Origin of the sequence: Amycolatopsis sp. M39 (genome assembly GCF_001651785.1) — a bacterium.
In the GTDB taxonomy this organism is placed as follows: domain Bacteria; phylum Actinomycetota; class Actinomycetes; order Mycobacteriales; family Pseudonocardiaceae; genus Amycolatopsis; species Amycolatopsis rubida.
Genome location: NZ_LWSF01000014.1, coordinates 62,614 through 74,151, shown reverse-complemented (window position 1 = coordinate 74,151; position 11,538 = coordinate 62,614). Strand labels below are relative to the sequence as shown.

Annotated in this window: 12 protein-coding genes; 8 read left to right on the top strand and 4 right to left on the bottom strand. The window is 70.7% G+C overall.

Translation table 11 applies throughout. The annotated features are described in order from the left end of the window. The coding region (locus tag A4R44_RS50765) for an alcohol dehydrogenase catalytic domain-containing protein (protein ID WP_232791782.1) at nt 1-441 on the bottom strand (441 nt) is incomplete at its 3' end. A 70-nt stretch (nt 442-511) separates the two neighbouring features. Continuing rightward, complete coding sequence (gene hemW, locus A4R44_RS26540) at nt 512-1,729, bottom strand: radical SAM family heme chaperone HemW (protein ID WP_067586297.1); 1,218 nt, start codon at nt 1,727-1,729, stop codon at nt 512-514. A 502-nt stretch (nt 1,730-2,231) separates the two neighbouring features. Here hemW and A4R44_RS52585 point away from each other — a divergent pair. The 7 genes from A4R44_RS52585 to A4R44_RS26510 all read left to right on the top strand — a co-directional run bounded on the left by A4R44_RS52585 (nt 2,232) and on the right by A4R44_RS26510 (nt 8,610). Beyond that, nucleotides 2,232-2,318, top strand: a complete 87-nt coding sequence (locus A4R44_RS52585) for a putative leader peptide (RefSeq protein ID WP_369805942.1) — start codon at nt 2,232-2,234, stop codon at nt 2,316-2,318. 101 nt (nt 2,319-2,419) lie between these two features. Next, a complete protein-coding gene (locus A4R44_RS26535; protein WP_067586294.1) occupies nt 2,420-4,120 on the top strand; it encodes a nitrite/sulfite reductase in 1,701 nt (566 codons plus the stop codon). Continuing rightward, complete coding sequence (locus A4R44_RS26530; RefSeq protein ID WP_067586291.1) at nt 4,117-4,812, top strand: phosphoadenylyl-sulfate reductase; 696 nt, start codon at nt 4,117-4,119, stop codon at nt 4,810-4,812. The genes A4R44_RS26535 and A4R44_RS26530 overlap by 4 nt, the downstream gene beginning before the upstream one ends. Nucleotides 4,813-4,822: 10 nt before the next feature. Next, a complete protein-coding gene (cysD, locus tag A4R44_RS26525) occupies nt 4,823-5,743 on the top strand; it encodes a sulfate adenylyltransferase subunit CysD (protein ID WP_067586289.1) in 921 nt (306 codons plus the stop codon). Beyond that, nucleotides 5,743-7,005, top strand: coding sequence for a sulfate adenylyltransferase subunit 1 (locus A4R44_RS26520; protein ID WP_067586287.1), 1,263 nt, complete (start codon nt 5,743-5,745; stop codon nt 7,003-7,005). Before cysD ends, A4R44_RS26520 begins: the two co-directional genes overlap by 1 nt. Beyond that, nucleotides 7,002-7,739, top strand: coding sequence for a sirohydrochlorin chelatase (locus tag A4R44_RS26515; protein ID WP_067586285.1), 738 nt, complete (start codon nt 7,002-7,004; stop codon nt 7,737-7,739). Before A4R44_RS26520 ends, A4R44_RS26515 begins: the two co-directional genes overlap by 4 nt. 241 nt (nt 7,740-7,980) lie before the next feature. Next, a complete protein-coding gene (locus A4R44_RS26510) occupies nt 7,981-8,610 on the top strand; it encodes a cyclase (RefSeq protein ID WP_067586283.1) in 630 nt (209 codons plus the stop codon). A 44-nt stretch (nt 8,611-8,654) separates the two neighbouring features. Here A4R44_RS26510 and A4R44_RS26505 read toward each other — a convergent pair whose 3' ends face one another. Together A4R44_RS26505 and A4R44_RS26500 are read right to left on the bottom strand one after the other, a co-directional pair. After that, nucleotides 8,655-9,977, bottom strand: coding sequence for a S9 family peptidase (locus A4R44_RS26505; RefSeq protein ID WP_095213609.1), 1,323 nt, complete (start codon nt 9,975-9,977; stop codon nt 8,655-8,657). Between the two features lie 91 nt (nt 9,978-10,068). Continuing rightward, nucleotides 10,069-10,644, bottom strand: coding sequence for a helix-turn-helix transcriptional regulator (locus tag A4R44_RS26500; protein WP_067586280.1), 576 nt, complete (start codon nt 10,642-10,644; stop codon nt 10,069-10,071). Between the two features lie 96 nt (nt 10,645-10,740). On the opposite strand from A4R44_RS26500, the gene A4R44_RS26495 reads away from it, so the two are divergent. Beyond that, nucleotides 10,741-11,514, top strand: a complete 774-nt coding sequence (locus A4R44_RS26495) for an enoyl-CoA hydratase-related protein (protein ID WP_067586277.1) — start codon at nt 10,741-10,743, stop codon at nt 11,512-11,514. Nucleotides 11,515-11,538: the final 24 nt, after the last annotated feature.

Below are 11,538 nucleotides of genomic sequence, written 5' to 3'. Positions count from 1 at the left end.
GACGATCGTCTCTCCCTCGCGCGGGCACACCGCGCGGACCGCGGCGTAGGCGGTGGTCCCGGCGACGAACAAGCCGCCCGCGACCTCCCACGACAGCCCGCCCGGCTTCGGGACGAGATGCTCCGCCGGGACGAGCACGTACTCGGCGTGACTGGAGCGAGTGTGCACGAAGCCGACGACCTCGTCCCCCACCTGGATTTCTTCGACCTCCGCACCCAGCTCGACCACCACTCCGGCCAGGTCGCTGCCCTGCCCGGACGGGAAGGCGGACGGCCAGCGTTCCGCCAGCGCGCCCACCCGGATCTTCGCTTCCCCCGGATTGATCCCCGCGGCCCGGACCCGCACGAGCACCTGCCCGGATTCCGGTGCCGGCCGGGGCACTTCGGCCAGCTGCAGCACTTCGATCCCGCCGTGTTCGCCGTACCTGACCGCCTGCGGCATACGCGTCTCCCTCGCTCGTATGCTTAGCCCAACAAACGATCGAACGGATTTATGCCCGGCAGGCGAAAATTCAGCCGGCCAGCCTCCGGACCACGGCATCCGCGAGCAGGCGGCCCCGATCCGTCAGCACCGCACGGCCCCGGCTGTCCACATCGGACACTTCGAGCAGGCCCTCCGCGGCGGCCGCCCGGGCCTGCTTGACTCCGGCCTCGTCGAGTGCGGACAACGCCAGTCCGTCCGAGATCCGAAGCTCCAGCATGATCCGCTCCAGGTGCTGGTCCTCCGGAGTGAGCACCTCGCGGCCGGCTTCCGGACTCCGTCCTTCCGCGAGCAGGCTGGAGTACTTCGCCGGATGCTTGACGTTCCACCACCGCACGCCGCCGACGTGGCTGTGCGCCCCCGGACCGGCGCCCCACCAGTCGCCGCCCTGCCAGTAGCCGAGGTTGTGGCGGCACCGCGCCGCCTCGCCGGCCGCCCAGTTCGACACCTCGTACCAGGTCAGGCCCGCACCGGCGAGGACAGAGTCGATCATCTCGTAGTAGCTGGCCAGCGTGTCGTCGTCCGGCGCGGGCACCTCGCCGCGCCGCACCCGGCGGGCCAGCGCGGTCCCGTCCTCGACGATCAGCGCGTACGCCGACACGTGGTCGACTCCCGCCGACAGCACCGCGTCGAGCGACGCACGCAGATCTTCGACGCGCTCGCCCGGCGTGCCGTAAATAAGGTCGAGGTTGACGTGCTCGAACCCGGCCGCCCGGGCCTCGCGCGCGGCGTCGACCGGCCGGCCGGGGGTGTGCACGCGGTCGAGCACCTTCAGCACGTGGCGGGCCGCGGACTGCATGCCCAGCGATACCCGGGTGTAGCCCGCGGCACGGATGCCCGCGAAGAACCCGGGCGAAGTGGACTCCGGATTCGATTCGGTCGTCACCTCCGCGCCCGGCGCGAGCCCGAACACCGAGCGGACGCCGTCGAGCACCTCGGCCAGCCCGTCCGCGCCGAGCATGGACGGGGTCCCGCCGCCGACGAACACTGTCTCGGCCCGGGGTGCGCTGCCGAGGATCTCCGCGCCGAGCTCCAGCTCGCGACGCAGCGCGTCCAGCCACGACCGGGGCGAGGCAGCGGAGCCGAGTTCGCCCGCGGTGTAGGTGTTGAAGTCGCAGTAACCGCAGCGGGTCGCGCAGAACGGCACGTGGACGTACACGCCGAACGGACGGGTGCCGAGGCCCGCGAGCGCGGTTGCAGGCAGTCCGGCAGGAGGACGGTGGGTGTCGGGAACAGGCACGACGTCCATTCTCCCCCGCCGCGTGCGGGCCGCCGCGTGCCCCCGCGCCCCATACCTGGAACTGCGGGTGCCGCCGAGCGCGCCTGCGCGGATCGACGAGGCTGACAGCGCCGAGGCGACTGCTGATGACGCCGGGCCGCGAGTCCGCGAGGGGCCCCTTCACGGCCTTAGATGCCCTCAAGGGCCCTCACGGACGACAAGCCCTCCCGTCAGCCCTTCGACCTGGACAGGCGCGCTCGCGGCATTCCCCCGGCAGGAAAAGCGGCTCAAGTTCCGGGCATTGCCCTGAGCCACCCGGAGGAAAGTTCGGCCGCCGAACGATGCGCCACCCGGCGCAACCTCCGCCGGCAAGCGGTCAACACCGTCTCAGGCAGGGTCCGAAAGCCGGGAAAGACCTGGCAGATCGACCGGCCTAGGCACATCCGAGGCGGTTACGCACCCCTGAGGTGAGCCTTCTCCCACGATCCGGACGCCCTTGGACGACGTTCGGCCCGCGTGGCAATCTGAGCCCGTGAGTCCTGCCGGTGTCCTTCTCGTGGCGCGCCGCCACGTCGACCTTGTCCGGGTCGCGAGCGCGCTCTGCCGGCCTGTTCGCTGACTCCCGCGCAAAGCCTGCCCAGCCCACCACCTGGACCACCGGCCCGCCCCGCGCCGACGCCGCGGCCGAGCCGCCTCGACCACCCCGCCCGGAGGATCTCCATGTCCGCACCCCCGCGTGAAACGCCCGCGAAGGGCCGCACGCCTCGGACTCGCCAGAAGCGCGGCGAGGGCCAGTGGGCGCTCGGCTACCGGGAGCCGCTGAACCCGAACGAGCGCTCGAAGAAGGACGACAGCCCGCTCAACGTCCGCTCGCGGATCGAGAACATCTACGCGCACCGGGGTTTCGACTCCATCGATCCCGGCGACCTCCGCGGCCGGTTCCGCTGGTTCGGCCTCTACACCCAGCGCAAGCCCGGCATCGACGGCGGCCGCACCGCGCTGCTGGAGCCCGAGGAGCTGGACGACCGCTACTTCATGATGCGCGTCCGCATCGACGGCGGCGCGCTCACCACCGAGCAGCTGCGGGTGGTCGGCGAGATCTCGCGGGAGCACGCGCGCGACACCGCCGACATCAGCGACCGGCAGAACGTCCAGTACCACTGGATCGAGATCGAGGACGTGCCCTCCATCTGGTCCCGGCTGGAGAACGCGGGCCTGACCACGACCGAGGCCTGCGGCGACTGCCCGCGCGTCGTGCTCGGCTCCCCGGTGGCCGGCATCGCCGAGAACGAGGTGCTCGACGCCACTCCCGCGATCGACGAGATCCTCGACCGCTACATCGGCGACCCCCGGTTCGCCAACCTGCCGCGCAAGTTCAAGACCGCGATCTCCGGGCTGCCGGACATCGTGCACGAGATCAACGACATCGCCTTCGTCGGGGTCGAGCACCCCGAGCACGGACCCGGCTTCGACCTGTGGGTCGGCGGCGGGCTCTCCACCAACCCGATGCTCGCGCAGCGGCTCGGCGCGTGGGTTCCGCTGGAGGAGGTGCCGCAGGTGTGGGAGGGCGTCGTCTCGATCTTCCGCGACTACGGCTACCGGCGGCTGCGCTCGCGGGCCCGGCTGAAGTTCCTGGTCAAGGACTGGGGCGCGGAGAAATTCCGCGAGGTCCTCGAAACCGGGTACCTCAAGCGGAAGCTGATCGACGGCCCGCCACCGGAGAACCCCGCGACCCCGATCGACCACGTCGGCGTGCACCGGCAGAAGGACGGCAACTGTTACGTCGGCGCCGCGCCGATCGCCGGACGGGTGTCGGGCAGCACGCTGGTCGCCGTCGCCGACGCCGCCGAACGGGCCGGATCGCGGCGGGTCCGGCTGACCCCGCACCAGAAGCTGGTCGTGCTCGACGTCCCCGAGGACAAGGTCCCCGCCCTGGAGACGGACCTGGCCGAACTGGGCCTGCAAACCAAGCCGTCGCCGTGGCGGCGCAGCGTGATGGCGTGCACCGGACTGGAGTTCTGCAAGCTCGCGATCGTCGAGACGAAGGTGCGCGCGCAGCAGCTGGTCGCGGATCTGGAGAAGTCGCTCGCCGACATCAACGCCCAGCTGGAAACGCCGGTCACGGTGCACCTCAACGGCTGCCCCAACTCGTGTGCCCGCGTGCAGACCGCGGACATCGGGCTCAAGGGCCAGATCGTCACCGACGCCGAGGGCAACCAGGTCGAAGGTTTCCAGGTGCACCTCGGCGGCGGGCTCGGCCTCGACGCCGGCTTCGGCCGCAAGCTGCGCGGGCACAAGGTCACCGCGGGCGAACTGGTCGAGTACGTGGAACGCGTGGTGCGCGCGTACGTCGCGGGCCGCGAACCGGGCGAACGCTTCCCCCAGTGGGCGTTGCGGGCGGACGAAGGGGTGCTGCAGTGACCGCGGTGGCGGACTACCGGGCGCTGGCCGAACGCGCCGAGAAGGAACTGGCCGGCGCGACCGCCGAAGAGGCGCTGCGCTGGACGGCCGAGACCTTCGGCGACGACTTCATCGTGGCGTCGAACATGCAGGACGCCGTGCTGATCGACCTCGCCACGAAGGTCAAGCCCGCGGTGGACGTGCTGTTCCTGGAGACCGGCTACCACTTCGCCGAAACCCTCGGGGTGCGCGACGCGGTGCGGACGGTGTACCCGGACGTGCGGATCGTCGACGCACAGGCCGAGCAGAGCGTCGCCGAACAGGACGCGGAGTACGGGCCGAAACTGCACGAACGCGACCCCGGCCAGTGCTGTTTCCTGCGCAAGGTCGTGCCGCTGCGGCAGACGCTCGGCAAGTACTCGGCGTGGGTCACCGGCGTGCGCCGGGTGGACGCGCCGACTCGCGCGAACACGCCGATCGTCACCTGGGACGAGCGCAACGGCCTGGTGAAGATCAACCCGATCGCGGCGTGGACCGACGACGAGTTCAACGCCTACCTGCACGAGAACGGGATTCTGGAGAATCCGCTGGTGTCGATCGGCTACCTCTCGATCGGCTGCGCCCCGTGCACGGCGAAGGTCGAGCCGGGTCAGGATCCGCGCAGCGGCCGGTGGGCGGGCCAGTCGAAGACCGAGTGCGGATTGCACGGCTGAGAGAGGACGCATGACGACTTTGGAACCGGCGGCGGACGCGGCCGTCGACAACCTGGCCGCCTTGGAGTCCGAGGCCGTCCACATCTTCCGCGAGGTCGCGGGCGAGTTCGACCGGCCGGTGATCCTGTTCTCCGGCGGCAAGGACTCGACGCTGATGCTGCACCTGGCGATCAAGGCCTTCTGGCCCGCGCCGGTGCCGTTCCCGCTGCTGCACGTGGACACCGGGCACAACTTCGACGAGGTCCTGCGGTTCCGCGACCGCGTCGTCGAAAAGCACGGGCTGCGCCTGGTCGTCGCGAAGGTCCAGGACTGGATCGACGACGGCAGGCTCGAGGAACGCGCCGACGGCCTGCGCAACCCGCTGCAGACCACGCCGCTGCTGGAGACGATCGCGGAGAACAAATTCGACGCGGTCTTCGGCGGCGGCCGCCGGGACGAGGAGCGGGCGCGCGCGAAGGAGCGGATCTTCAGCCTGCGCAACGCTTTCGGCCAGTGGGAGCCGCGCCGGCAGCGGCCGGAGCTGTGGAATCTCTACAACGGACGGCACCGTCCGGGCGAGCAGGTGCGCGTGTTCCCGCTGTCCAACTGGACCGAGGCGGACGTGTGGAACTACATCGCGCGGGAAAAGGTCGAGCTGCCTTCGATTTACTACGCCCACCAGCGCGCGGTCTACCAGCGCGACGGCATGTGGCTCAGCGAGGGCCCGTGGGGCGGGCCGCGTCCCGGCGAGGACGTGCGCGAGCTGAGCGTGCGCTACCGGACCGTCGGCGACGGTTCGTGCACCGGCGCGATCGAATCCACGGCGTCCACCGTGGACGAGGTCATCGCCGAGGTGCAGGCCTCGCGGCTCACCGAACGCGGCGCCACCCGCGCTGACGACCGGATGTCCGAGGCGGCCATGGAAGACCGCAAACGGGAGGGCTACTTCTGATGTCGAGCCTGCTGAGGCTGGCCACCGCGGGCAGCGTGGACGACGGGAAGTCCACGCTGGTCGGGCGGCTGCTGTACGACACCAAGTCCGTCCTCGCCGACCAGCTCGACGCGGTCACCCGCGCGTCTGTCGACAAAGGACTGTCCACTCCGGACCTTTCGCTGCTCGTCGACGGCCTGCGCTCGGAGCGCGAGCAGGGCATCACGATCGACGTCGCGTACCGGTACTTCGCCACGCCGAAGCGGTCGTTCGTGCTCGCCGACACCCCGGGGCACGTGCAGTACACGCGCAACACGGTCACCGGCGCGTCCACCGCGCAGCTCGCGGTGCTGCTGGTCGACGCGCGCAACGGCGTGGTCGAGCAGACCCGGCGGCACGCGGCCGTGCTCGCGCTGCTCGGCGTGCCGCAGCTGGTGCTGGCGGTGAACAAGATCGACCTCGTCGGCTACGACGAGAACACCTTCGGCGTCATCGCCAAGGAGTTCACCGCGCACGCGGAATCGCTGGGCTACGACTCGGCGTCGGTCGTCAGCATCCCGGTGTCCGCGCTGGTCGGCGACAACGTGGCCACGCGGTCCGAGCAGACCCCGTGGTACGACGGCCCGTCGCTGCTGGAGCACCTCGAAACCGTGCCGGTGGCACCGGATCCGCACGATTCGGCGCTGCGGTTCCCGGTGCAGTACGTGATCCGCCCGCGCACCGCCGAGTATCCGGACTACCGCGGCTACGCCGGTCAGATCGCCGCCGGAACGGTGCGTCCTGGCGACGAGATTGTCGTGCAGCCGCAGGGGATCCGCAGCCGGGTCGAGCGGATCGACACCGCGGCCGGTCCGCTGGAAGAAGCAGGCGCCGGAACCTCGGTGACGCTGCTGCTCGCCGACGACATCGACATCAGCCGCGGCGACCTGATCGCGGCCGCCGACGCGTCGCCGGAGGTCACTGACGAGATCACCGGCACGCTGTGCTGGCTGTCGTCGAAGCCGCTCAAGACCGGCGCGCGGGTGCTGATCAAGCACGGCGCCCGGACCGTGCAGGGACTCGCCACCGAGTTGCACGCCCGGTTCGACGAGCAGAAACTGTCCAGTGTGGACTCTCCGGAAAGCCTGGAGCTCAACGACATCGGCAGCGTCAGCCTGCGGCTGGCCGAGCCGCTGCCGGTGGACGACTACGGCGTGAGCCCGCGTACCGGCGCGTTCCTGGTGATCGATCCGAAGGACGGCGACACGCTCGCCGCCGGGCTCGTCGGAGAACGGTTCTCGTGACGCCGCCCCTGGTCGCCGTCGCGCACGGCAGTCGTGATCCCCGCTCCGCCGCGACGGTGCGGGCGCTGGTCGACGTCGTCCGTGCGCAGGCGCCGGGGCTGGAGGTGCACGAGTCGTTCCTCGACCTGTCGGAGCCGCGTGTCACCGACGTCCTGCGCGGGCTTTACGCACAGGGGCACCGCTCCGCGGTCGTCGTGCCGTTGTTGCTGGGCAGCGCTTTTCACGCCCGGGTCGACCTGCCCGCGCTGGTCGACGAGGTGGCCGCGGAGTGCCCCGGGTTCCGGATCCGGGTGTCGGACGTGCTCGGCGCCGATCCGGCCCTCGAAGCCGTCGCCCTCGACCGTCTCTCCGGAGCCCGCCGCCGCGGCGGGACCGGGGTGCTGCTGAGCGCTGTCGGCTCCTCGAACCCCGAGGCCAACGCCGTCGTCGCCGGTGTGGCCGCGCGCTGGGAAAAGCGGCTCGGCCTGCCGGTGAGCGAGGCCTTCGCCAGCGCCGCCCAGCCGGACATCCCGGCCGCCGCGGCCCGGCTGCGCGACCGCGGTGCACGGCATCTCGTGGTGGCGTCGTGGTTCCTGGCCCCCGGCCTGCTGCCGGACCGGATCGCGGTGCTGGCCCGCGAGGCCGACCCGAAGGCGTTCATCGCCGGGCCGCTCGCGGACGACCCGCGCGTCGCGGACGTGGTGATCGGCCGGTACGCCGCCGCGATCTCCGGGCTGCTGCGGACCGCCGCCTGACCGAACCGCTCAACGCTGGGCCGAACTGGCCTGGCTCGCCCTGCCGGACCACCGTCGGTAGGCCCGAACGGCCGTTCAGGCCACTCCTACCGCCACAAGGTGAACACTATTCACATTAGCCGTCACGGTGCGCTCCCGTGAACGGTCACTTCTTGACGCGTTGCTTAACCTGCCGGTAACTCTCTAATCGCTGCGCAGCTTTCTCTCTCCCCTCGTGAAACCCGCAGGCAGGAGCACACAGATGAAAGCACCTCACTTTTACCGGCTGGCCGCGCTGACGGCGGTCGCCGCCCTTCCGCTCGCCCTCGCGGCCCCGGCGTCCGCCGCGACCGCGATCACCTTCGACTGCCAGGCCGACGCACCGGTGGTCGGCCCGCAGCAGGTGTCGCTGACCCAGAACGCCGACGTCACCGCGCCCGCGACGGTCGCACCCGGCGGTGCGTTCGACGTCGTCATCGACCCCGCGCCCAACACTGTCCCGAGCGACGTGGGCGGCAACAAGGTCAAGAACATCAACACCTTCGCGCTGAAGTTCCCCGTCCCGGCCAACTCGACCTACGTCAGCGCCGACCTCGCCGGCGGCTCCGGCCTCGGCGACACCGCGCCGACGATCAGCGTCGCCGACGGCGTCGCGACGCTGAGCTTCCCCGGCCCGATCGCCGGCGGTTCGACCTTCGAACTGCCGACCGTCACCGCGCACCTCAAAGCAGGCGACTCCGGCAAGATCGAGACGCAACTGTCCGGCACCAGCTACGACGATCCCGGCCTGACCTTCAAGGCCGTTGCCGGCAGCATCATCGGCGACGTGACCGCGCCGACGGCGTGCTTCCCCAACCCGAGCCCGGTTTTCACCACCACGACCATCGGCTGACCCGGACCGCGGCCACCCGCTGCGCCCGGGTGGCCGCGCCCGGTTCACGGCAGCAACAGTCCCCAGTAGACCGCCCACGGCACGAACACCAGCCCGGCCACGAGCGGTGCGACCGCCCCGCGCCGCCGGTCCGGTTTCCTCAGCCCGCTTACAGTCACCGCCAACGCCACCACGGTCGCGACCGCGAGCGCTTGCATTGCCAGCCACGGCAATGGCCGTCCGACGAGCACCGGTCCGAGATCCTTCATCCCGGACAACTGCGCCCAGCCGAGCATTCCGGCGAACCCGGCGACCGTCGCCGTCCCCAGTCCGGCCAGCCACCGCGACGACCTGGTCCCCTGGCGACGCACCAGCGCAACGATGCCGCCGACCACGAAGCCGCCGAGCAGCAGGGCGAGCGCGATCCCTTGCGCCCAAACAGATTCCCACCAGGACAACGGCCGCAGCGCTTCCGTCGGCCGCTGCGCGAAGGCCGCGGTCTCGACATGCACGCCCTGCCGATCCGCCAGCCACTCCGCGACCGCCGCCGGATAGCCAGGCACGACCCGGGGCAGCCGGTCGAACCCGGCGTCGCTGGTCGCGTACAGATCCGGCCCGCCGCCGGCGATGAACCGGATCGTGTGGTTCGGGTGCCGCGCCAGCGCTTCCGCGAAAATCCGGGAGCTTTCGACCGGTACGTGGTTGATGTCGAGATCGCCCCACAACGCCAGGATCGGCTGTTTCAGCCGCCGCAACACCGGCACCGGGTCGTAATCGGCCTCGGGGAACAGTCCCGCTCCGACCACGAACCGCGTTCCCCGCACCGGCAACGTCGTGCGCAGCGAACCGGAAATCCCTTGGTGGCGAAGGACATTCCCCCAGTACCACGAGGTTTGCCTCGCGCCGCCCCAGCCGGATCCGCCGACCGTGATCACATACGAGATGTCCGCCGTCCGCGTCGCGGCGAGCGGCGCGACCCACGCGCCCTCGCTGAGTCCCCAGACGCCGACCTCCGCGGCTCCCGACTGCGCCCGCACCGCGCGGACAGCCGAGACCAGATCGTCCGCCAGCACGCCGTAATCACGCTGGATCGTGGAATAACCGCTGGCACGCCGGTCGTAGACGAGTGCCGTGACGCCGAGCCGCGTGAACATCTCGGCCTGCACCCGCAGATTGTCCCGCGTCCGCCAGTCCGAACCGCCTTGCAGGACGATCGCGGACTTCGCCGGTCCGTCCGGCCGGAATATCGTGCCGTGCAACGTGATTCCGCCCGAGCCAGTGAAGCTGAGGTCGGCGGACGATTGTGCTGATACCGGCTGGGCGGTCGGCGGGACCGAGCCCAGCACGAGGACCGCGGCGGCGAGCCGCGATTTGCCCCAGGGCAGCATGAAGTGTTCTCCTTGCTTCGGGAGATCGTGCGCGTTTTCCCTTATTCCTGGGTGCCGAGTGGCCGCTCGGCACCCAGGGCCCTCCTCGGATTCAGTCTCCGGCGGCCTCCTTCCCACCCGGTGCCGGGAACACGAGCATCCGCGTCTCGACCCGGCGCGCCCCTTCCGGCGTCTCGTCGTCCGGCCGCTGATACCGCCGCAGCAAGGCGAGATACGCCTCGAAGAAGTCCCCCAGCTCGTCCAGCGTCACGGTGATCGCGCCGCGCGAGTACGGAATCGCGTCCGCCCACTCCCCGAGCCGCGGCCGTTCACGCTCGAACCGCTCGTAGAGTTCGGTGTCGCCCGCAAGCCAGAGCCGGTGCAGCTCGCCGATCGCCGCCTTGGCCGGATCGTCTCGCTCCGCGGGGGGCGGCAGCCGCAGGTCGTAGTCCGCCACCCGCCACCAGCGCTCCCGACCGCGCGCGCGTTCGGGAAGCTCCTCGACGAACCCGTTCTCCGCCAAGACCCGCAGGTTGTAACTGGTGCCGCCGCTGGTCACGCCCAACCGCTCGGCGAGCGTCGTCGACGTCGCCGGTCCAGACGAGGCCAGCGCCTCGAGAATCCGCTGCCGCAGCGGGTTCGCGAGCGCCTTGAGCGCCTTCAGATCAGCGGGACGATGCTCTGCCATGCTCCCAAGATAGCGGTGCACGAGTTTTCGTGCACGAGTTTTCGTGCATCAACTTCACACCCGCTCCCCGGCAGGCGGTGTGCGAAAGTGTCAGGCATGGCTGACGAACTGGTGCACTACGAGGTGGCGGCCGGCATCGCCACGATCACCCTGGACTCCCCGCACAACCGCAACGCGCTGTCGGCGCAGCTGCGGCGGGAACTGAGCGAGTCGCTGACGAAGGCTCGCGAGGACGACGCGGTGCGCGTGGTGCGGCTGACCCACACCGGTCCGGTCTTCTGCGCGGGCATGGACCTGAAGGAGGCCCGTGGCGCCGGTTCGTCCGACCAGGGCGTGAACGAGTTCCCGCAGATCCTGGACCAGCTGTGGACGAGCCCGAAACCGGTCGTCGCACGCCTGGCGGGCCCGGCTCGCGCGGGCGGCATCGGCATGGTCGCCGCGTGCGACATCGCGGTCGCGGTCCCGGAAGCGACGTTCGCCTTCTCGGAGGTCCGGATCGGCGTTGTCCCGGCGGTCATCAGCCTGACGGTGCTCCCGAGGCTGAACGCCCGGGCCGCGCACGAACTCTTCCTGACCGGCGACGTCTTCGACGCGAAGCGCGCGGTGGAGATCGGCCTGCTGAACGCCTGCGTCCCTGCCGAGGACCTGGACAAGACGGTCGAGGGCTACCTCAAGTCGCTGACCCTCGGCGGCCCGAATGCCTTGGCCGCCACGAAGGAACTGCTGGCCCGCCCGCGTCCGGCGACCCCGGCCGAAGGCTTCGCCGGCATGAACGCCCTGTCCGCGGGCTTCTTCGCGAGCGAAGAAGGACAGGAAGGCATCCAGGCTTTCGCCCAGAAGCGCAAGCCGAACTGGGTCCCGCAGGACTGACGCTGTCGGTGAGGGCAACCCTCA